Source organism: Henriciella algicola (assembly GCF_003576245.1).
Taxonomy (GTDB): domain Bacteria; phylum Pseudomonadota; class Alphaproteobacteria; order Caulobacterales; family Hyphomonadaceae; genus Henriciella; species Henriciella algicola.
This window is the reverse complement of the sequence record NZ_QWGA01000007.1, coordinates 191,998-213,459: the sequence shown is the minus strand read 5'-3', so window position 1 is coordinate 213,459 and position 21,462 is coordinate 191,998. Positions and strand designations below refer to the sequence as shown.

General features: G+C 58.8%; 23 protein-coding genes. 6 read left to right on the top strand and 17 right to left on the bottom strand.

What is annotated here, in order from left to right; all coding sequences use genetic code 11:
• Positions 1–38 precede the first annotated feature (38 nt).
• The gene (locus D1222_RS10730; RefSeq protein WP_119454265.1) at positions 39–1,376 is read left to right on the top strand and encodes a cytochrome P450; all 1,338 of its coding nucleotides are present in this window, start codon (positions 39–41) and stop codon (positions 1,374–1,376) included.
• Here D1222_RS10730 and D1222_RS10725 read toward each other — a convergent pair.
• A complete protein-coding gene (locus tag D1222_RS10725; protein ID WP_119454264.1) occupies positions 1,373–2,260 on the bottom strand; it encodes an OmpA family protein in 888 nt (295 codons plus the stop codon). The genes D1222_RS10730 and D1222_RS10725 overlap by 4 nt on opposite strands.
• Positions 2,261–2,314: 54 nt before the next feature.
• On the opposite strand from D1222_RS10725, the gene D1222_RS10720 reads away from it, so the two are divergent.
• Positions 2,315–3,166, top strand: coding sequence for a hypothetical protein (locus tag D1222_RS10720; protein WP_119454263.1), 852 nt, complete (start codon positions 2,315–2,317; stop codon positions 3,164–3,166).
• A 6-nt stretch (positions 3,167–3,172) separates the two neighbouring features.
• Here D1222_RS10720 and D1222_RS10715 read toward each other — a convergent pair whose 3' ends face one another.
• The 4 genes from D1222_RS10715 to purD form a co-directional block, all read right to left on the bottom strand.
• Positions 3,173–4,075 (bottom strand): hypothetical protein, encoded by a 903-nt coding sequence (locus tag D1222_RS10715; RefSeq protein WP_119454262.1) that lies wholly within the window; start codon positions 4,073–4,075, stop codon positions 3,173–3,175.
• A gap of 8 nt (positions 4,076–4,083) precedes the next feature.
• Positions 4,084–5,172: a phosphotransferase family protein gene (locus tag D1222_RS10710; protein WP_119454261.1), complete on the bottom strand. Its 1,089-nt coding sequence runs from the start codon at positions 5,170–5,172 to the stop codon at positions 4,084–4,086.
• Between the two features lie 164 nt (positions 5,173–5,336).
• Positions 5,337–5,768 (bottom strand): PA2169 family four-helix-bundle protein, encoded by a 432-nt coding sequence (locus D1222_RS10705; RefSeq protein ID WP_119454260.1) that lies wholly within the window; start codon positions 5,766–5,768, stop codon positions 5,337–5,339.
• Between the two features lie 79 nt (positions 5,769–5,847).
• Positions 5,848–7,137, bottom strand: coding sequence for a phosphoribosylamine--glycine ligase (gene purD / locus D1222_RS10700; protein ID WP_119454639.1), 1,290 nt, complete (start codon positions 7,135–7,137; stop codon positions 5,848–5,850).
• 155 nt (positions 7,138–7,292) lie between these two features.
• Between purD and D1222_RS10695 the strand changes: the two genes are divergently transcribed.
• Positions 7,293–7,745 carry a hypothetical protein gene (locus tag D1222_RS10695; RefSeq protein WP_119454259.1) on the top strand — a complete coding sequence of 151 codons (453 nt, stop codon included), beginning with the start codon at positions 7,293–7,295 and terminating at the stop codon, positions 7,743–7,745.
• 6 nt (positions 7,746–7,751) lie between these two features.
• Entirely contained in the window at positions 7,752–9,191 is a 1,440-nt protein-coding gene (gene xseA, locus D1222_RS10690) for an exodeoxyribonuclease VII large subunit (protein WP_119454258.1), read from the top strand.
• Between the two features lie 3 nt (positions 9,192–9,194).
• On the opposite strand, the gene D1222_RS10685 is transcribed toward xseA, so the two are convergent.
• From D1222_RS10685 to D1222_RS10675, 3 genes are all read right to left on the bottom strand, one after another.
• Complete coding sequence (locus tag D1222_RS10685; RefSeq protein WP_119454257.1) at positions 9,195–9,674, bottom strand: NfeD family protein; 480 nt, start codon at positions 9,672–9,674, stop codon at positions 9,195–9,197.
• Positions 9,675–9,676: 2 nt separating this feature from the next.
• The gene (locus tag D1222_RS10680; RefSeq protein WP_119454256.1) at positions 9,677–10,642 is read right to left on the bottom strand and encodes an SPFH domain-containing protein; all 966 of its coding nucleotides are present in this window, start codon (positions 10,640–10,642) and stop codon (positions 9,677–9,679) included.
• Between the two features lie 142 nt (positions 10,643–10,784).
• Complete coding sequence (locus D1222_RS10675; protein WP_119454255.1) at positions 10,785–11,267, bottom strand: peroxiredoxin; 483 nt, start codon at positions 11,265–11,267, stop codon at positions 10,785–10,787.
• Between the two features lie 117 nt (positions 11,268–11,384).
• Between D1222_RS10675 and D1222_RS10670 the strand changes: the two genes are divergently transcribed.
• Positions 11,385–11,945, top strand: a complete 561-nt coding sequence (locus D1222_RS10670; protein WP_119454254.1) for a YqgE/AlgH family protein — start codon at positions 11,385–11,387, stop codon at positions 11,943–11,945.
• A 4-nt stretch (positions 11,946–11,949) separates the two neighbouring features.
• Here the strand turns inward: D1222_RS10670 and D1222_RS10665 are convergent, their stop codons facing one another.
• From D1222_RS10665 to coxB, 9 genes are all read right to left on the bottom strand, one after another.
• The gene (locus D1222_RS10665; RefSeq protein WP_119454253.1) at positions 11,950–12,975 is read right to left on the bottom strand and encodes an EAL domain-containing protein; all 1,026 of its coding nucleotides are present in this window, start codon (positions 12,973–12,975) and stop codon (positions 11,950–11,952) included.
• Positions 12,976–13,014: 39 nt separating this feature from the next.
• The gene (thrC, locus tag D1222_RS10660) at positions 13,015–14,400 is read right to left on the bottom strand and encodes a threonine synthase (protein ID WP_119454252.1); all 1,386 of its coding nucleotides are present in this window, start codon (positions 14,398–14,400) and stop codon (positions 13,015–13,017) included.
• The gene (locus D1222_RS10655; protein ID WP_119454251.1) at positions 14,397–15,092 is read right to left on the bottom strand and encodes an SURF1 family protein; all 696 of its coding nucleotides are present in this window, start codon (positions 15,090–15,092) and stop codon (positions 14,397–14,399) included. Before D1222_RS10655 ends, thrC begins: the two co-directional genes overlap by 4 nt.
• Before the next feature lie 161 nt (positions 15,093–15,253).
• Positions 15,254–16,129 (bottom strand): cytochrome c oxidase subunit 3, encoded by an 876-nt coding sequence (locus D1222_RS10650; RefSeq protein ID WP_119454250.1) that lies wholly within the window; start codon positions 16,127–16,129, stop codon positions 15,254–15,256.
• 71 nt (positions 16,130–16,200) lie between these two features.
• Positions 16,201–16,749, bottom strand: coding sequence for a cytochrome c oxidase assembly protein (locus D1222_RS10645; protein WP_119454249.1), 549 nt, complete (start codon positions 16,747–16,749; stop codon positions 16,201–16,203).
• Entirely contained in the window at positions 16,746–17,009 is a 264-nt protein-coding gene (locus D1222_RS10640) for a hypothetical protein (protein ID WP_119454248.1), read from the bottom strand. Before D1222_RS10640 ends, D1222_RS10645 begins: the two co-directional genes overlap by 4 nt.
• Positions 17,009–17,974, bottom strand: a complete 966-nt coding sequence (locus D1222_RS10635) for a heme o synthase (RefSeq protein WP_119454247.1) — start codon at positions 17,972–17,974, stop codon at positions 17,009–17,011. The genes D1222_RS10640 and D1222_RS10635 overlap by 1 nt, the downstream gene beginning before the upstream one ends.
• An 87-nt stretch (positions 17,975–18,061) precedes the next feature.
• The gene (ctaD, locus tag D1222_RS10630; RefSeq protein WP_233348688.1) at positions 18,062–19,741 is read right to left on the bottom strand and encodes a cytochrome c oxidase subunit I; all 1,680 of its coding nucleotides are present in this window, start codon (positions 19,739–19,741) and stop codon (positions 18,062–18,064) included.
• A 20-nt stretch (positions 19,742–19,761) separates the two neighbouring features.
• Positions 19,762–20,712 carry a cytochrome c oxidase subunit II gene (gene coxB / locus D1222_RS10625; RefSeq protein ID WP_119454246.1) on the bottom strand — a complete coding sequence of 317 codons (951 nt, stop codon included), beginning with the start codon at positions 20,710–20,712 and terminating at the stop codon, positions 19,762–19,764.
• A gap of 153 nt (positions 20,713–20,865) precedes the next feature.
• Between coxB and D1222_RS10620 the strand changes: the two genes are divergently transcribed.
• The gene (locus D1222_RS10620; RefSeq protein WP_233348686.1) at positions 20,866–21,417 is read left to right on the top strand and encodes a tetratricopeptide repeat protein; all 552 of its coding nucleotides are present in this window, start codon (positions 20,866–20,868) and stop codon (positions 21,415–21,417) included.
• Positions 21,418–21,462: the final 45 nt, after the last annotated feature.

The following is a 21,462-nucleotide window of genomic DNA, read 5'->3' as shown; positions in this document are numbered from 1 at the left end:
GCTGGTTCATACAACCAGACGACGAACGGGAGGCCCTCATGTCCGACACTGCTGTTGCCCAGCCGCCTGAGACCAAGAAAGATCCGTCTCGCCAGATGAGCGAAGCGGCGCGAGCCACGAGCGACCTGATCGTGAGCCCGGACGTCTACGCTCATATGGAGCAGCTCGATACCGCATTTGCGCGTCTTCGCGCCGAGGACCCGGTCGCCTGGTGCGAGCCGGAAGCTTTCCGTCCATTCTGGGCTGTCACGAAACACGCGGACATCATGGAAGTCAGCCGCCAGAACAAGCTGTTCACAAATGGCGAGCGCGAGATGCTGAGCTATGAAACGGCAGAAGAGCGCGTCTATGCCCAGACCGGCGGACCGCACCTCCTCAAGACGCTCGTCCAGCTCGACGATCCGATGCACTACAAGCTGCGCCACCTGACGCAGGACTGGTTCATGCCGCACAAGGTGAAGACGCGCGAAGAAGCCATCCGGACTATCGCCAAGGAGTTCGTCGACCGAATGGAGGATATGGGCGGCGAATGCGACTTTCAGCAGGACGTCGCGCTCCACTACCCGCTTCGCGTGATCATGCAGATCCTCGGCGTCCCGGTCGAAGATGAGCCGATGATGCTGAAGCTGACGCAGGAAATCTTTGGCGCGCAGGACCCTGATCTGATGCGCGACAAGAGCCTGTCGGAAGAAGGCGCCGACGCAGACAAGGGCCTCTCCTCCATTCAGGAAACGCTCGCGCAATTCTTCATGTACTTCACGAACATCACGCAGGACCGCCGCGCGAACCCGAAGGACGATGTCTCAACAGTCATCGCCAACGGCACGGTCGATGGCGAACCAATCGGTCAGCTTGAAGCGATGAGCTATTACATCATCGTCGCGGCAGCTGGCCACGATACGACCAGCGCATCTACAGGCGGCGGCGTTCTGGGCATGCTGAACAATCCGGCACAGCTCAAGAAAATGATGGACGATCCGAAGGGCATGTCCCGTACAGCCGTGGACGAGGCCATTCGCTGGACAACACCGGTGAAACACTTCATGCGCACGGCCCAGGAAGACTATGAGCTGCGTGGGCGCAAGATCCTGAAAGGCGAAAGCCTGCTGCTCTGCTATCCTTCCGGCAACCGCGACGAAGACGTGTTCGACGACCCGTTCGAATTCCGCGTTGATCGCAGCCCGAACAAGATCATCTCTTTCGGTCATGGCGGCCATATGTGCCTTGGCATGCACCTCGCCCGTCTTGAAATGCAGGCGATCTATGAGGAGCTTTTCTCCCGCGTGAAGTCGATTGAGCTTGCCGGTGAGCCAAGCTTCATTCGCGCAAACTTCGTCGGCGGGCCGAAATCCATTCCGGTGCGCTACAAGTTCTAGTCGTCATCATTCCGGGCCGCGGGTTCAGCGTCGCTGACGCTGAACTCAATCCGCCGGTTGCGGGCATAGGCTTCGGTGGTCTCGGATGTATCAATTGGCTGGCCTTCACCATAACCGATCGCGCTAAGCGACGCTGACGCCGTGCCGACGTCTATCAGATAGTCGCGAATGGTGTTTGCTCGTGTCTGAGAGAGGCGCTGGTTGAAGGATTCGGCGCCTCGCGCATCGGTGTGGGCGCCAATCTCGATCTGGTATTGATCACAGAGCAGCGCCGTTCCTGCGATCGCGGCTGCCACGGGCATTGTCTCGTCTGAAATTGCACGATTGCTGGCTGAAAACTCCAGTGTGCGCCCTTGAAGAACGCCCCCGAACGCCGCGGTGCAGGCTGCCGCAGATGGATTGGCCGGCAGGCTGGCAACCGGCGCCCCGACCGGGGCCGGTTCACCCTCAAGAGCGATATTATCGACGATCACTCGCGTGGCATCTTCCGCGATCACGTCACCTTCGATCGCCGAAATTGCGGCTTCTAGCGCGGCAAGCTTCTCATCTTCATCTGAGACAGTGCCTCCAACAAGCGCGATGCCATTGCGGGTGCGCAGCGATATCCATTCATAACCGTCCTGGCGAAGGTCATCCTGCACCCGTCCCGCCCATTGCAGCGGCGACGCTGGACGACCGTCGCTCGCACTGTCCTCTTCTGGAATACCTGAGGCTGGGATGAAAAGGCCGTCAGCGAACTGGTAGCTTCCCTCCGCAAGCTCAACGCAAGCGCTCGGCGCGCTGAGCTGCGTACCCGCCTCGCCGACGACCGCTCCGTCGCAAGCGGCCAGTCCAGCGGCAGCGACAATCGACGCCATGCTCAATCGTGTTGTCGGTTGTTGCATATGTTCTACTCTCCCAGCCTCGGGCACACCGTTAATAGAAAGATCCTCGACGCCATGGCATGTCCCTCCCGGCGCAATATCGCGCTTTCCATTGGTGCTGTTTGTATCAGCCTTTTTGCCAACGCACAGACAGGTGCGGAAGCTCCGGTCTTCGACGAAAATGATGCTGAACTCGACCAACTTGTTGAAGACTGCCTTTCAATGGACGGAGTCGGCTTCATTGAGGGCAGTCAGACCATCTGCTATAATGCGGCGATCTTCCCGGCTGAGTTTCTCGCGCTGGCAGAGCTCCCACCTGCCGACCAGATCATCATCTCAAGTCCGGGCGGGAACGTCGCGACAGCTCGCATCATGAGCCGCATTCTGGACGAGCGCGGCGAGCCTGTAACCATAGCAGGCCAATGCATGTCCGCCTGCGCAATGGTGCTCGTGCCGGGCATCGATGACCTCCGCATCGACAATACCGCACACATATCCGTGCACGGAATGGTGATGCTCAGCTTCCCAGAATGGTATGGTTGGCAGCGCAATGGAGAAGAACCGGGCCAGACGGACCTCATGACTGCCGCCATGGGCTACAACTTTCCGTACACGCTGTACCGGAGCGGCAAGGATCACATGACTGCCCATCTCGAAGGTCAGAGTGTGGACCGCGACTACATACAGACCGTGCACGATCGCATGTACACGGACGCGAAGGCCCATGGTTGCCGCGTCGACCCAGACGAATACTGGGGCATGATCGACGCAGCTCACCTACAGAAATATCTCGGCGACCGGATCACGCATATGGAGCGTTTCATCCAATCCTGGGACGATCCGGCGAACAATATTTACAAGGATATCACGACGCCGATCGGGTCGCAGACTTATATCTTCGATTCCGACTATACCGCCTGCGAATAGCACGCCTCAGGCGAGCAGCTCCTTGGGGTAATCGGGATAGCTGGCTTTCATGACACCATGATTGAGCAGCATCTGCGCCTTCAACTCTGACCCACCTTCATCGTAGAAACTCGTCAGCACCCAGTAATTCTCAACGCGGCGGCTCTGCGAGAGCGCAACGACCTCACGCTTCAGCCGGTAGGTCTCTCCGACAAAGAGCGGCCCGTTGACCATCTTGATCTCGAGATCGGCAAACAGACCGATGGATGGCCGCTTGACCGGCCACTTCACCATGCCGCCGGTATAGTTGCCCAGCACCGACACCATTTCTGTCGGCACAATCGTCCTGCCCCACGGAGAAGCAGACGCGTCACTGTACCAGTCCATCGGCTCGGTGATCTTCTCCAGCTTCTCGGTCAGTGAGAAGGGATAGAGGTCGCCCATATGCTGGTCAGGGTCCATCTTGACCAGCTCATTGTCCGGCCCGGTCATACCCGTTTCCATATCGGCCAGGATGACGAGGTCGCCTGCAGGCCGCAGCTTCGCCATCCGGGCCGCCAGCAGTGTTTCGCCGTGATCCGGGCCGAGCGTGGCGCTCGCTTCGAGTACAGGCGTGCCATCCGCCTTTTCGGCGCGGCAGTAGGCATAGGTGTTGGTCTTCGGCTCAATGAAGACGCGCACCTCTTCGCCTTCAACGACCATGTTCTGGAAGTGGGTCGAGAAACAGCCACGTTCAAACCATTCCTTGCCGAACAGATCGACCAAGTGAGGCGAGAACTGGCTGAAATGGGTCGGCCCTTCGATCGGCCCGGCCCGAATACCAAGCTTCTCGGCTTCGGCATCATCATGAATGGAGCTGTGCCCATCATAGGACTGGTCAGCCAGCATCTGGGCTGGTTTGCGGAGCGGTCCCTCGATCACCTTCGTCATAAGCGCCCCTACCCTTCCATGCCGGCCATGCGCGCACGCTCAGCCGCAAACTTGGCGAGAGGTACGACGCGCTCAGCGTTCGAGGCAGCATTTGCATTGGATGCCGTGCCATCACGTACGCGTCCGACGATCCCCTGAAGAATGCCCGCCAGACGGAAGGCATTGTAGGAGAAGTAGTAGTTGAGGTCCGGCATGCCATCGCGGCCCGTATGCTGGCAATACATGTCCACATATTCCTCGAGCGTCGGAATGCCGTGGGCCTTAAGGTCCTTGATATTGGCGATTGAGCCACGCGATTCGTCATTGCCCGGCATCACCCAGTTCATCAGGTGGTAGGAGAAATCCGCCAGAGGATCGCCCAGCGTAGACAGCTCCCAATCGAGCACTGCAATGACTTTCGGGTCAGTCGGGTGAAGGACCATGTTGTCGAGACGATAATCGCCATGGACGATGGTAACGTCTTCGTTCTTCGGCAGGTTTTTCGGCAGCCAGTCGATCAGCTGTTCCATCTCTGGAATGTGCATCGTCTCGGATGCTTTATACTGCTTCGTCCAGCGATGGATCTGGCGGGCGCAATAGTCGCCTTCCTTGCCGAAATCCTGCAGGCCGACCTTCTTGTAGTCGGTGTTGTGCAGGTCCGCGAACGTCTTGACCTTCGCCTCATAGATCGCGCGGCGCTGTGCTGGCTCATAGTCCGGCAGCGTCTGGTCCCAGAGGATGCGGCCGTCCACATTGTCCATGATGTAGAAGATCGTGCCGATGACGTCTTCGTCCATGCAGAGTCCGTACGGGCGAGCGACAGGGAAACCGGTAGGATAAAGCGCATTGATGACCTTGAACTCACGGTCCACCGCATGTGCCGATGGGAGCAGCTTGCCGGGAGGCTTGCGCCGCATGACGTAGGTCTTGCTTGGCGTGAAGAGCTTATAGGTCGGGTTGGACTGGCCGCCCTTGAACTGCTTGACCGTCAGCGGGCCTTCATAGCCTTCGACATTGGCTTCCATCCAGGCGGCAAGATTGGCCTCGTCGAACTTGTGAGATTCGGCGACCTCTTTCGTGCCGCTGAACATATCCTGCGCGTTATCGGCCTCGGCCATGGCTCTACTCCCTGATCATCTTGTCTGCCGGCAACCTAGCGAAACACGAGCGCTGAACAAGCGTCTCGCAGGGTAATATCGACGTGAGTTGCACCGCCCAACGAAAAGGGGCCAGCACATGGCCAGCCCCTCCATTCGTAATGGTATGTGCTCACCTGATGGGATCAGGTGAGAGCGTCTGCGAAATTTTCACCCTGCCGGGCCGAATTCTTGGCGCGCTTGAGAAGCTCGATAGTCTCCGGATCAAGATCAGAGTTCTTCAACTTCGAATCAATGCGGTCGCCGAGATAATCCTCGCCATCGTCTACCGCTTCGAGGGCGGCTTTCTCGTCACTCATGAATAGTGATGTGAATTCTGCCCAGCCGCGGTGCAGCGTACCTGCGGTGCCGCCTTCGGTTTCCGGCTCTCCGCCAAGGTCACGGACCCTGGCTTGGAATGCCGTCACAAGTTCACTGCGCTCATAGGCGAGCGTCTTGAACTTGTTTCGAAGACCGTGGTTTTCGTCTGCAACCTCGCAAACCTTCTCATAGCCTTTCTGGCTATCGATCAGGGTTTTGGTCACGTCATTCAGCACTTCAATATTGGGGTTCGACATTCTGTCATCTCCTTTGTGGCGAACAGGAGAATAACGATGGATGCCAACCTGCAGTTGCCCGGCCGATGCAGAAAACCCGCTATTTGAGTGCGCGGTGCCCAATGTCCTTGCGGAAGAAGCCGCCCGGCCAATCAATGGCGGCGACCCCCTCATAGGCCTTATCGATGGCAGCTTTCAGACTTTCGCCCGTCGCAGTCACGCCGAGCACGCGTCCGCCAGTCGCAATCATCTCATTCTTCTCGTTGATGTCGGTGCCAGCATGAAAGACGGTCACGTTCTCAATCGCATCCGCAGCATCGACCCCTTTGATAGTGGTGCCTTTCACAGGCTTATCTGGATAGCCTTCAGCCGCCATCACGACAGTCGCGCTGGGGGTAAAATCAGAGAGACCCATCATCTCGCAAAGCGACGCGTGGCTGCCGACCAAGCCGCCCGTCGAACAGACAAGCAGCGCCGGGACGATGTCACCCGGCAGGCCCGCCATTAGCGCTTGACACTCAGGGTCACCGAAGCGTGCGTTGAACTCGACGACTTTCGGGCCGCTCTCGGTCACCATGATGCCGACATAGAGCACGCCCTGGTACGGCATGCCGTCTTCTGCCATGCCTGACAGCATGGGTTCGACGATCAGCGTCTGGACGAGTTCCATGATGCGCGCATCGACGACTGGCGCGGGCGCGTAGGCACCCATGCCGCCCGTATTCGGTCCCACGTCGCCATCACCGACGCGCTTATGGTCCTGCGCGGCGGGAAGGTAGATGGCGCCCTCCCCATCCGTCATGACGAAGATGGAGGCTTCCTCGCCGGTCATGAACTCTTCGATGACGATTTCGGCAGAGGCTTCGCCGAACTTGCCGGTCATGAATTCCTCAACCGTGTTCTCCGCCTCTTCCTGCGACTCGACGATGACCACGCCCTTGCCGGACGCCAGCCCATCCGCCTTGATCACATAGGGTCCGTCGACTGTTTCAAGGTAATCAAGCGCCTCCGTCAGGTCGCTGAAGCGACCATATGCAGCTGTGGGCACGCCGTACTTCTGCATCAGGTCCTTGGCGAAACCCTTGGAGCTTTCGAGCTGCGCAGCCTGCTGGCTTGGCCCGAACACATCGAAGCCGCGGGCCCGCAACGCATCAGACGCCCCTGCCGCCAGCGGCGCTTCAGGGCCGATGATGATGAGGTCAGGTGTGATTTGCAGCGCCAGTTCCTGAACCGCGTGCAGATCGGTTGGATCGAGATCAAAACACGGGCCGATCTTGTCCATGCCGGGGTTGCCGGGCGCTGAGAAAACTTCGTCCACCAGAGGCGACTGTGCGATTTTCCAGGCCAACGCATGCTCGCGTCCGCCAGAACCAAGAATGAGAATTTTCATGGCAGGGGTGATGAACGCGATTTCCCGATGGATCAAGGCTTCTTGCCCGCTTGACTGACGGCGGCGACCGGCTGGAGAGCCGCGACAAATAATTGTGGGATGACTGGAGATCAGCCCTTGATGATAGCGCCTGTCGCGAGGCAAGCTCAGGTTAGATGACCAAACCCTATTCCGCCCGCACGCCCAGCCACGATCTTAGCGGCCTCTGGACCGGCTTCTACGCCTATGACCTCACCGATGACGCCGTACCTTTTACGGCGTGGATTTCCGAGGATGAGGGCACCATCACAGGCTCTGTGCTTGAGGATGATATCACCAGCATGGAACCGGACGGTGAGTGCACCTCTGAGATTATCGGCGAGCGGCGTGGGCTGGACGTCAGATTTACCAAGATCGAAACGGCAGGACCGGACGGCAGCCTGGAGCTGTTGCGCTATCAGGGCGATACGGATCCCGAATGCTGCGTCATCAGCGGCGTCTGGTTCTTTGACGATCCAGCAGAAAGCTCTGGCACATTCATGATGACGCGCATCTCTGGCGCCCTGAAAGCGGCCATCCAGCCAGCAGCTGCCAGCGAGAGCCAGATCGGCCGCAATACCGAGGACTGATCAGGCGTGAGTGAAACACCCCCGTCAAACTTCGTTGAGCTTTCTGTCTCCGAACTCGCCGGGGCGCTCAAGCGCACCATTGAAACGACCTATGATCATGTGCGTGTGCGCGGTGAGCTCGGGCGAGTCACAATTGCGCGCTCGGGGCACATGTACGCCGACATCAAGGACGACAAGGCTGTCCTGAATACGGTGATGTGGAAGGGCTCGGTGCAGCGCCTTCCGTTCAAGCCGGAGGAAGGACTGGAGGTCGTCGCGGAAGGCCGGCTCTCAACCTATCCGGGACGATCGAACTATCAGCTCATCGCCGACTTCATGCGCCCGGCTGGCGCTGGCGCGCTCATGGCGCTTCTCGAAGAGCGCAAGAAGAAGCTCGCCTCTGAAGGCCTGTTCGATGAGCGGCACAAGAAGCCACTTCCCTTCCTGCCAAGGACGGTCGGCGTGGTGACCAGCCCGACAGGTGCTGTCATCCGCGATATCCTGCACCGGATCCGCGAGCGCTTTCCGGTACGCGTCATTCTCTGGCCTGCGCTGGTGCAAGGCGACCGCGCCGCCGCGCAGATTGAAGCGGGCATTCGCGGTTTCAACGCCATGCCAGAGGGCGATCGCCCGGACGTGCTGATTGTCGGACGCGGCGGCGGCTCGATCGAGGACCTCTGGCCATTCAACGAAGAAAACGTGGTTCGCGCGGCATTCGAGAGTAAGATCCCCCTGATTTCCGCAGTCGGCCATGAGACGGATACCACGCTCATCGACTTCGTGTCCGACGCGCGCGCGCCGACCCCTACGGGCGCGGCAGAGATTGCTGTACCGGTGCGCTCTGATCTGATGATGGCGATTGAAGAGCGCGCGCAAAGCCTGACCCGGGCCCTGTCGCGCCGGGTTCGCCATGACGCTGACCGGCTAAGGGCCTCACGCCTGCCGAAGCTTGAAACCCTCATCGCGCAAAAGCGCCAGAGCCTCGACTACCTCGACGCCGGCTTACGCGGCGGGCTCTCTAGCGCCATCAAGTCAAAGCATATTGAGCTCGCGCGGACAGGAAGCCGCCTGCGCACTGATCCGCTCAGCAAGGATGCGCGCGATGCCCGCCGTCGGCTTCTGGACACGGCCAAGCGCGCGCGCCCTGCACTGAAACGCCTGATCGATACGCGAAAGCAACGACTCTCGGCTGGCGCGAATTTGCTTGAAGCACTCTCCTATCAGGCGACGCTGGCTCGAGGCTTTTCCGTGGTAAGGAATGCAGATGGCGCAATTCTGCGGTCGTCGAAAACCGTGTCGGCGGGCGACCATCTGAGCATCACGCTGAGCGACGGCTTGGTCGACGCGTCGGTAATCGAAGGCGAGGCAAAGCCAACCAGGAAGTCCGAGCCAAGCGCCGCCAAACCGAAGTCCCCTCCAACACCTTCAAAGCCTGCCAAAGAACCGCCACAGGGCGATCTTTTCTAGGGTCTAGGCGCTTGCTGGCTTCACCTTGAGGCCGTTGCCCTCAGTCCCATCGACAATGACGGACGCGCCCGTGTCCGGGTTACTGCCGTCAGTCGTCTCGGCTGGCCACTCGGTGTCGCCAAGGCGCACCCTGCCCTGGCCGTTCGCGAAAGCAGCGATCACGGTGGCGCGCTGACCGAGGGTGCGGCTCATCAGCCGGTTCAGCGTTGGATGCTCGGCAACCTTCTTGCGCATGTCCGCAAAGACAGTTCGTCCAAGCACGACAAGTCCAACAGCCGCGACAGCAAAGAACAGGAACTGCCCCTGCCAGCTATGGCTTCCAATGATTGCGAACGCTGAAAACACTGCCGTTGCACCGGCCGCAATCGAGACCCAGAGCAGGTCGAACGTGCCAAGCATCGTCTCGATCGCGAGGAGGACCAGCGCGAGGACAAGCCAGTGCCAGGCGCTGAGGGGCCAGATCAGGTCAATGAGTGCGTCCACGACTATTCCTCCCGCCTGCGGGTTGTTGGGACTGCACCGCCTGCGTTGGCGGCAAGCGACTTGCCAGCGCTCTCAGTGAGGCCACGAATGCCCTCGATCGTGCCGAGGATGGAGCTGAACTCAGCCGGGATGATCACAGTCTTGTTGCTCTGCGACGTTGCGAGCTTCTCGAAGGCCATGACGTATTGTTGGCCGAGGAAATAATTGATCGCGTTCACATCGCCCTTGGCGATGGCTTCAGACACCATGGCGGTCGCTTTGGCCTCAGCCTCTGCTTCGCGCTCACGTGCTTCTGCGTCGCGGAACGCAGCTTCGCGGCGGCCCTCTGCCTCAAGGATTTGAGACTGCTTGGCGCCTTCGGCCTTCAAAATGGCAGACTGCTTGTCGCCTTCCGCAGTGAGGATTTCGGCACGCTTCAGGCGCTCGGCCTTCATCTGGCGGGCCATGGCCTCAGTGATATCAGCCGGCGGTGTCAGGTCGGCAATTTCGATCCGGGTGACCTTCACGCCCCACGGGTTCGTCGCCGCATCGACAACTGAAAGAAGCCGCGCATTGATCTCGTCGCGGTTCGACAGGACTTCATCGAGATCCATCGAGCCGACGACCGTCCGGATGTTCGTCAGGGACAGGTTCTGAATAGCGTTCTGGAGATTGTTGACCTCGTAGGCCGCCGAAACCGGGTCGATCACCTGAATGAAGACGACAGCATCACAAGACACCATCGCATTGTCCTTGGTGATCACTTCCTGCGTTGGAATGTCGAGCACGCTTTCCATCATGTTCATCTTGCGGCCAACGCGCTGATAGAACGGAATGATGAAGTGAAGTCCGGGCGACAAGGTATTGGTATAGCGACCAAAATTCTCGACCGTGAAATTATATCCCTGCGGCACGACCTTGATGGCCGAAACCAGCACGATGAGCGCGACTGCAGCAATGACTATGACGACAATGACAGATGGTTCCATCCAGGCTTTCCTCCTTAACCTAGGACTGATATCGGGGCGTTTTCATCGTTTTTCAATAAGACTAAATTGAAAAACGGCGCACACCTCGAAGGCATGCGCCGTTTATAGACCGAGTCAGCTGTGTTGCTGACCTAAATTCGGCTTAGAGCTGGCCAAGAAGATAGTCGGCCGAAGACACTTTGAATTCGCCGCCATCTTCGACATTGAGCTGCTCGACGACGCCGTCCTTCACCAGCATGGAATAGCGCTTGGACCGCTCACCCATACCGAAGCCGCTGGCATCCATCTCAAGGCCCATGGCCTTTGCGAAAGCGCCATTGCCGTCCGCCAACATACGGACCTTGCCGCCGGTCTTGGCCGACTCGCCCCAGGCATTCATCACGAAGACATCGTTGACCGACGTGCAGACAATGTCATCGACACCCTTGCCGTGCAGCTCTTCGGACTTCTCTACAAAGCCCGGCAGGTGCTTGGCTGAACAGGTTGGCGTGAAAGCGCCTGGAACGGCGAAGAGCGCGACGGTCTTGCCCTTGAAGATGTCGTCGGTCTTGCGTGGCTCAGGACCATTGCCCGTCATTTCCATCAGGACGGCGTCTGGAAGTTTATCGCCTTGCTTGATCGTCATTGAATTTCTCCTTGCGAAACTGCTCGCTTCTTATGCAAGTGCGGGCAAGCTTTCAATCGAACCTTGATAAATCACCGGGCCTGAGTCAGCTTTCATCCAAGGAAAGGTGACCAGATCATGATGAGCGATCTGACTGGCAAGCTACTGATTGCCATGCCCTCAATCGGAGACTCCCGGTTTTCAAGGTCGGTTGTGCTCGTCTGCGCGCACGAGCCCGAATATGCGATGGGTATTGTCCTCAACAAGCCGATTGATGACCTCACCTTGCCCCAGCTCCTGTCGCAGCTTGGCATCGAGCAGGATATCAAGATCCCAGACAGCGCCGTGCTGAATGGCGGCCCAGTCGGGACGGATCGGGGCTTTGTGGTCCACACCGATGACTTCCACTGTGAGGGGGCCACGCTGGCCATCAATCATGACTTCTGCCTGACGGCGACGCGTGATGTGCTGGTCGCCATCGCATCTGACGAAGCGCCACGGGAATCGATCATGGCGCTTGGCTATTCTGGCTGGGGCGCGGGACAACTTGAGACCGAAATCGCCGACAATGCCTGGATCGTCAGCGACCCGATCCCGGATCTCGTTTTCGGGCCAGGCCACGCCTCCAAATGGTCAACCGCGCTCAAACTGATCGGCATTGATGTTGCGCGGCTGCACAGCGCGGGCGGGAACGCCTAAAGGGTTAGGCTTTCAGGAGCTTGCCGGCCTGCGCCGCAGGCAGCGGTCTTGAGAAAGCAAACCCCTGCACGAAGTCAAAACCAAGTGATTTCAGACGTCCCACGGTCTCCAGATCCTCGACGCCCTCAGCCGTCGTGCTCAAGCCGAGCTCGTGGGCAAGTCCGGTAACGGCCTTCAGGATGGTCTGCATGCGCGGGCGCTCAAGCTTTCTGATGAGGTCCGCATCCACCTTGAGGCCATCCGCAGGCAAGGCTTCCAGCCACTCAAAGGACGAATGGCCGGTGCCGAAATCATCAAGCACGACGCCTGCCCCGGCGTCCTTCAATGCTTCAACCGTCCGAAGGGCCGTCTCCGGGTCACGTAGTGCTGCCTGTTCTGTCAGCTCAATTCGCAACTGACCCGGCGAAAAGTCGTGGCCCGCGATGAGGTCGCCCACCAACGCGACAAGCGTTTCTTCAGCAAGGTCTGGCGCTGTCACGTTGACGTTCACAAAGAGGTCTTGCCGGCCGCTATCGCGTATCCACGCAGACAAGGCCTCGCTGGCGCGCATCAACATGGACGTTGCGAGCCCTCTGTCTTCAGGGCTGTAAGGGTGGCCAGCACTCGCTCTCGGCCAACGTGCCAGAGCTTCGAAACCGCCAATCTCTCCGGTGTGGAGCGATACGATTGGCTGGAACGCGGCCTCCAGCTCTGCGCCTGACGGGTCGGCCAGCCATTCTTCCGCTTCACCCCGGCGCATCAGCACGCCCGACGCCGACCCATCCGCTTTGAATTGCCCTGTCAGGGTCAGCGATTTGCCTGTCGAAAGCTTCAGGCGGCAGGAGACCGGGTCCGTACCAGATGCCCCGTCAGAAAAAAGCTGATGAAGCCTCTGATGGCTAAGGCCTGCCAGTACTTTGGAAACCGATTGCAGGGTCCAGACGCCGTCAATCTCCTGATACCCTGTAGACGCGTCGATATGAATGGCGAGGCGCGAGGACTGCGCATCCCATGACCATTCGCCTAGCGTGAGAGGGTCAGCCGACAACATCGGACCGAACCTAGCCCCATTCGCAGACGCTGGCGAGCGTCAGGCGCGGCGATTTTCGAGGATGTAGCGGCGAACATCGGACACGTTTGACGGCAGGCGCTCGAAGCGTTCGACGCGGTCGGCCAGACCTGCAACACGATCCGGCAGCGGGCACGCGCGTCCAACCGCTTCCTTGATGGTCTCAGGGAATTTTGCCGGGTGCGCCGTTGCAAGAACCACATCTGTAACATCGCCGCTGACGGGCTTGCGCCGCGCAACATGCGTGCCGACCGCCGTATGCGGGCAGATGAGCCAGCCGGTCTCATCATGGACCTTATTCATCTCGTCTAGTGTTTCTGCATCAGAAACCGCCGCCGCAGAGAGGCCGCTGCAGCCCAGCGGGCCGGAGATACGGTCGGGAAGGTCAACAGCGCCGGATTGGGCGAAGCTGTCATAAAGTCCGCGCACCAGTTCCGGGTCACGGCCGCTTACCTCGAAAGCGAGACGCTCGAAATTACTCGGCACGGAGATGTCCATGGCCGGACTTGGCGTTGCAAGAGCGGGCTTGCGCAGCATGCGCCCCTCCTCGAACAGGACACGCAGCGTGTCGTTGCCATTGACGGCGCAGACAGCTTCAAACCCTGAAAGAAGACCGCAGCGTGCAGCCACATAGCCGGCCAGCGCGTCGCCCATATTGCCGCTTGGCACGACAAACCGAAGAGAGCGGTCGGCGCCCAGCGCTGCCTGGGTCGTCGCATAATAGACGGCCTGAGCCGCAATGCGCGCCCAGTTGATCGAATTCACGCCCGACAGGTAGGTCTGATTGACGAAGTCGCGGTCAGCAAAAAGGGATTTTACGATGGCCTGACAGACATCGAAATCGTCATCGATTGCGATGTTGTGCACATTGTCCGCGCCCGTCGTCGTCATAAACAGGCGCTGGACTGGAGAAACCCGCTCATAGGGGTGCAGAATGAAGAGGTCGACCTGCGACGCCCCGGCAAAAGCTGCAGCGGCTGCACCGCCCGTATCACCCGATGTTGCGCAAGTGACGCTCATCCGAAGGCCACGCGTGGAGAGAACCTCATCGAATAGCTGGGCGATCAGCTGCATCGCGACGTCCTTGAACGCCAACGTTGGCCCGTGATGAAGCTCCATGATGAAGCGGTTTGCGCCCCACTGAACGAGCGGGGCGACGCTTTTATGCGAGAAGCTGGAATAGGCCCGCTCGCAAATGCCTTCAATTGTTTTGCTTGCAAGCTCATCGCCCGCAAATGCAGAGATTACCCGGCTGGCGACCGAGACATAGCTCTCATCGGCTGTTGCACGCTCGATGACTGGCCAGCTTTCAGGCACGTAAAGACCACCATCAGGCGCAAGGCCTGAAAGGCATGCATCGACAAAACCGACCGGCTCTGCCTGACCACGCGTGGAAATGAATTTCACGATTTGCCTCCGAACTTCAGCCGCCCCTGAGAGCGATGGAAAGCGATGTAGACCCCAATCAGGCCGATCGCCATTCCCCACCAGGTGAGCGCATAGCCGAAGTGGCGTTCAGGCGGCAATGGGTCCCGCCCGGTCAGCATGGCATATGGATTTTCAGTCGTGCGCGAACGCGACATGTCAGCGCCGAGAACGACGCGCATGGTGTCGGGCTCCACAACGCGGCCGGACTCTTGGGCATAGCCTAGATTGTCCAGCATCAGCTCTGCATTGAAACCATACCAGAGGTCGCGCTCAGGATTGCTGCCACCTGCGAGGCCACCTCTCTGTGCCGGGCGCTCAAACGCGTTGGCACGGCCTTCAAAGTCGCTGAGGTCAGAAATCTGAAGCGGTATCGGATCGGTGCCAGCGACGGCGTCCCATAGCAGCAGGACGACCGGGCCTTCCCCGTTGATGCGTCCGGGCACATAGCGTCGCCAGATCGCCTCGCCGTCGACAATGCCGTACACTTGCTGAGCAAACCCGGCATTCGACGTATCAACTTCGACACTCAACGTTTGGAACGGATCGTTTTCGACCTGCCCCTGCGCTTTCTTTTCAGCGTAGCGCGCATACTGCCAGTTACCGAGCATGACGAGAATGATCAGGCTGGCAATTGTCAGCACCGATAGAAGTGGCATGGGTTTGAAGGTCATGGGGCGGACCCGGCGTGCGCGACTTGATCGGAATTCACTGCGGTTCGTTTTCGCTGGCCTGCGACCGCAATTGCCGCAAGAAGAGGCGCCTTGCAAAAAGCCGGGCATCGACAAGCGAGCCCGGCTTCTATCGGTGACAAATTGCCAGCCAATCAGTCCTCCTAGTGGCCGAGCACCAGGTAAGGAATGACGTAGACGAATGCGAAGAGGAACAGCCACACGACGTCAACGAAGTGCCAGTACCAGGCCGCGAACTCAAAGCCCAGGTGCTTCTTGGCCGACATGCCGCCTGTCATCAGACGAATGAGGCAGACCGCGAGGAAGATCGTCCCGATGACGACGTGTGCACCATGGAAGCCGGTCGCCATGAAGAACGCAGAGCCGTAGAGCGTGCCGTCATAGCTGAAGCCAGCATGCGAGTATTCGAGGATCTGGAGACCGGTGAAAAAGATGCCGAGCAGAACCGTGATTGCCAGCATGTTGATAGCCGTCTTGCGGTTATCGTGCTGCAGAGCGTGGTGGGCTGCCGTGACGGTCGTGCCCGAAAGCAGCAGAACCAGCGTGTTCATGAGCGGCAGATGGAATGGGTCAAAGAGCTCAACGCCTGCGGGTGGCCACTGGCCGCCAACTGCCTGAAGCGCCTCAGCGTAAAGCGGGTTTGCTGCATCAAAGGAGTCACCAACGCGCGCACCATGGAAGATGGCGAATTCGAAGAAGCTCCAGAACCACGCAACGAAGAACATGATCTCCGACGCGATGAAGAGGACCATACCGTATTTGAGACCGATGGAGACGACCGGCGTGTGGTCGCCTGCCTTGCTTTCCTTGATGACTTCGCGCCACCAGCCGAACATCACATAGCCGACAAAGCCGAGGCCAATCAGCATGAGCCAAGGCGAACCTTCCGGAATACCGAAAAGCCCCTTCATGTATGATACGGCGCCTACCGCCAGCACAACCATCGCCATCGACCCCAGCAGTGGCCAGGGAGATGGGTTCACGAGGTGATAGTCATGTTTCACTTCATCATGTGCCATTGCCCGGAATCCCTATCATCCATCTAATTCTTCGCGCCTTTTAGCCCGCAGGCCAATGGAGTCGCAACCGTCTAGTTAAGTGCAGCCGATTTGGCCGCACCCCGAAATTTGTCTGTCTCGTAGAAGGTATAGGACAGCGTGATAGTCCGCACATCCGCGAGATTTGAATCTGCGTCCATTTCCGGTGAGACGAAATAGACGACTGGCAGCTTCTTGGTTTCGCCCGCTTTAACGATGCGTTCCTCAAAACAGAAGCATTCCAGCTTGTTGTAGTAGATGCCAGCCCTGTGGGGCGTCACATTATACGACGCCATCAGGCTAACATCGTGATCAGCAGTGTTCGTTACCTCGAAGAAGGCGAGGCCATGTTCGCCGAGATGAACGTCCATGCTGGTCTGAAGCGCGCGAAACTGGACAGGCGCGTTCATCACGTTTGCATCGAAGCGCACATTCACAGTTCGATCGAGAATTTCTTCTGGTGCAGCGTCGGCAACCTGCGTTGTGCCGCCAAAGCCCGTGACGCGGCAGAACGTGTCGTAGAGTGGCTTCGACGCAAAAGCGAGGCCGAGCATACCGAGAGCGGCAACGCCAAACCCAAGAGCTAGCGTACGATTGTTCATTGGTCGCCTCCGTCTTCTGCCGGTTGGCTCTCGTCACCTTCCGGCAAGTCAGGCATGGGCCGGCTGTCGCTTTGCGGAGGATTGCTCCAGTAAAAGCCGCCATCGGGGCCAAGCTCAGAGTCCGCGAGGCGCACAACAGTGGTCACACCGACGAGAATGACGAAGGCGAACAGGGCAAGCGCAAGCCACCAGTTACGGCGTTTCTGGGCCTGGCGGGCGTCTTCATCGAGCCTTGGCGGGGTTTGAGGTGCTTCGCTCATCAGAGGCCCGGCACCGAAATATATGCTCCAAACCCGTGCTCGATAATCAGCGCGGCGAAGAGCAGGAACAGATAAAGGATCGAGAATGCGAAGAGACGCTTGGCTTCTTTTGCACCCTCTGGCTGCACCGGCACTGCACCGGCATCACTACGCCACACGTCGACGGCCAGCTTGACAAAAACAACACCCAGAAGCGCTGCCGAGATGCCATAAACGAGACCACCGAGCCCGGTCAGCACCGGCGCGAGGGCCAGCGGCGCCAGAAGCAGCGTGTAGGCCATAATCTGGTTGCGGGTTACCTTTGCGCCATGGGTCACAGGCAGCATAGGAACGTTGGCCTTCTTGTACTCACCGTGCGCGAGCAGGCTGAGCGCCCAGAAATGTGGAGGCGTCCAGAAGAAAATGATTGCGAACAGCAGCCAGGCATCGAGCGGCGCGCTGCCCGTCACGACTGCCCAGCCAATGACAGGCGGGAATGCGCCCGCCGCACCACCGATAACGATGTTCTGCGGCGTCCGACGCTTAAGAAGCATCGTGTAGAACCAGCCATAATAGGCGATGGAAAGCGCGAGGAGCGCAGCGGCGACAGCATTGGACGCCAGCCACATGAGAAGAACGGAGACCCCGCTCATCACGAGACCAAGCGCGATGGCCTCATCGCGCGGCACGGCACCTGATGGGATCGGACGCGTCGATGTCCGGCTCATAATCGCGTCGATATCGGCGTCATACCACATATTGATCGCGCCAGCGGCGCCGGAGCCGAGCGCGATTGCAAGCGTCGCGATTGCAGCCATGAGCGGGTTTACAGAAACACCCGTGACGCCGACCGCGCTGACGAGGCCAGCAAGCCCGGTAAAGACAACCAGCATCATGATGCGCGGCTTCATAAGCTGCACATAATCACTGGCGGTCGCATATCGCGGCGCGTCCTGGGTCATATCGGCTGTATCGACATGCGACATCTGTTTCATGTGCTCCATCAAGATGGAAACGGCCCTTCGCGACACTGAACGCGAAGGGCCGCTCTGTTTCAGTCGTTCAACGGCCCTTTAGTGGTGACCTTCTGGCTTCACTTCAGGCAGCTCGTTGAACTGGTGGAATGGCGGCGGCGAAGGCAGCGTCCATTCCAGCGTGGTGGCACCTTCGCCCCACGGATTACCAACACCCTTCCGGCGGCGGATAGCAGCTTCAACCACACCGACGAAGAAGATCAGCGTCGCGACCAGCGTGACCGCATAGCCCATCGATGACCAGAAGTGCCAGGTGGAGAAGGCGTCCGCATAGTCGATGTAGCGGCGCGGCATACCGTTCAGGCCGAGGAAGTGCTGCGGGAAGAACAGCAGGTTCGAACCAATGAACATCGTCCAGAAGTGCGCGTAACCGATGCCCTTATTGTACTTCACGCCGAACATCTTCTCGAACCAGTAGTACCAGCCTGCAAAGAGACCGAACACTGCGCCAAGCGACAGCACGTAGTGGAAGTGAGCCACGACGTAATAGGTGTCGTGCAGGATGTGGTCGATGCCTGCGTTCGCGAGCACCACACCCGTCACACCGCCGACGGTGAACAGGAAGATAAAGCCGATCGCCCAGACCATAGGAACTGAGAAATCGATGGAGCCGCCCCACATGGTCGCGATCCAGGAGAAGATCTTGATCCCGGTCGGCACCGCGATCACCATGGTTGCAGCCACGAAGTAGGCCTTCATGTCAGCTGGCATGCCGACCGTGTACATGTGGTGCGCCCACACGATGAAGCCGATCGCGCCAATCGAGACCATAGCGTAGGCCATGCCGAGATAGCCGAACACTGGCTTGTTCGAGAAGGTCGAAACAATGTGGCTGATAATGCCGAAGGCCGGCAGGATCATGATGTACACTTCCGGGTGACCGAAGAACCAGAACAGGTGCTGGAACATGATCGGGTCGCCGCCGCCGGACGGATCGAAGAATTGCGAACCGAAGTTACGATCGGTCAGAAGCATGGTGAGTGCACCTGCGAGAACCGGCAGAGCCAGAAGCAGCAGGACGGCGGTAACCAGCATCGACCACGCAAACAGAGGCATCTTGTGCAGGGTCATGCCCGGCGCACGCATGTTCAGGATGGTCACGATGAAGTTGATGGCACCAAGAATGGACGCAATACCGGCCGTGTGAAGCGACAGGATGAGGAGATCCATCGACGGACCAGGGTGACCGGTCGCGCTGGAGAGCGGCGGATACAGCACCCAGCCACCACCAAAACCAAGGAACTGACCAGTGCCCGGGATCAGCATGGAGATACACGCCATGATGAAGGCCGCAACGGTGAGCCAGAACGAGATGTTGTTCATGCGCGGGAACGCCATGTCTGGCGCACCGATCATGAGCGGAACAAACCAGTTGCCGAAGCCGCCGATAAGCGCCGGCATCACCATGAAGAAGATCATGATGAGGCCGTGATAGGTGATCACGACGTTGTAGAAGTGCTTGGCGTGCTCAATGGCCTGATCGCCAGTGTAGCCAAAGAACTCCATCAGGCTGGTGAGTGGTCCAATACCCGGCTGAGCCAGCTCAAGACGGATGATGCCGGAAAGGGTGTAACCTACGATACCCGCAATGATTGCAAAGACGAGGTACAGCGTACCGATGTCCTTGTGGTTCGTGGACAGGAACCAACGGGTGAAGAAGCCCGGCTTGTGATCGTGGGCATGATCGTCATGGACGGTCGAAACTTGATCCATTGCCATGTCAGAAATCCTCTTGGGTTCTACTCGGCGCGGGCGAGACGCGTTTCAGCATCTGCTCGGTCGGAATTGCTTGCAACTTGAGCCTGGTCGAGCGCACCGAACGCGCCTTCGAAATCACCAGAGCGAAGGGTCGAAATCCAGCTGTCATAGGTCGCCTGATCAACAACGCGGACCTCGATCGGCATATAGGCGTGATCCTTGCCGCAAAGCTCGGAGCACTGACCGTAATAGGTGCCCTCTTCCTCGACGAGGAACCAGCCCTCATTGAGGCGACCGGGAACAGCATCGGTTTTCACGCCGAAAGCTGGAACGGTCCAGGAGTGAATGACGTCTGATGCAGCCGTTTGATAGCGCACATAGCGGTTCACTGGCAGGACGAGCGGATAGTCGACCGCGAGGTTACGTGGACCAAGCGCTTCATCGAGATTGTCGCTCGAAAGGCCGCGCTGAAGCGGGTTGGAAACGAACTCGACGGGATAACCGCCATCATCCAGCTCATCCGGGAAGGAATAGGTCCAGTTCCACTGGTTGCCTTGCGCCTTGACCGTGATCCAGCCTTGAGCGGCTGCATCAGGATAGATGTTCGGGTTGTCGCCTTCAGCAGTCGCGATCGCTTCAAGGTCAGGCTGGTTTTCCTGATAGAACAGATTCGAGAAGGACGGACCCGCAATCGCGACGAGGATCAGCACAGGAACAACGGTCCAGACGATCTCAATCGGCGTGTTGTGGCTGAACTTTCGGGCGACCGGATTGGCGCGCTTGTTATACTTGACGCAAACCCAGACGATCAGCGCCAGCACAAACAGGGTGATCAGCGTGATGATCACCAGCAGGTAGTTATGAAACCAGTGCAGACGCTCCATGATTCGCGTCGCAGCAGTCTGAAGATTTATTCCGCCTTCCTCAGGCACAGCGGCAAAGGCTGCGGCGCTGAAAGGAAGGATCGAAAGAAGAGCGACGAGAAAACGCACAACCCGACTCCTTGGTAATTATTCGAGCCTTGCAATAGCCGTCGCGTAGGGCTGCGTCCACCCGCCCCTTCAGCAAAATCAAATATGTCGCAGCCGCTTCGCTTTGTATCTGGGCAGCGCTATATTGAGCCCATCCAAAGGGAGGTATCCGGCATGTTACGTATCTTTCTGACCGGCACGGTCGCCATGTTCGCGGCCGCCAGCGCAAGCGCTCAGGTCTTCGTCGTTGGCGGCGGTCTTGCGCGAGATTGCTACAATGAGGCCCAAAGCGGTAACTACGTCTATCGCATCGCAGAACAGACCTGTTCGCGTGCACTCCGCGAGGAAACGCTAACGCGCGAGAACCGAGCTGCGACTTACGTCAATAGAGGCGTCATACGCATGCGCGAAGGCGAGTATGAGCAAGCTCTTAGCGACTATGCAAACGCGACCTCGATCCTGCCTGATCTTGGCGCTGCCTATCTGAACGAGGGCGCAGCTCATATCTATCAGCGCAATTTCTCGGATGCACTCGTATCTCTGAATCGCGCTATTGAACTCAATACAAACGATATGTTTGCGGCCTACTACAACCGCGCCATCGCTCGGGAGAACACCGGCGATGTGCCTGGCGCCTATTATGACTTCCAGCGGTCTCTGGAGCTGAAACCCGGCTGGGACCTCGCACAGCGCCAATTGAGCCGGTTTGAGGTTCAGCAGCAGTAACTCTCCCCTGCCCGCTTGCAGGCTGGGCGGCGAATGGCCATTGTC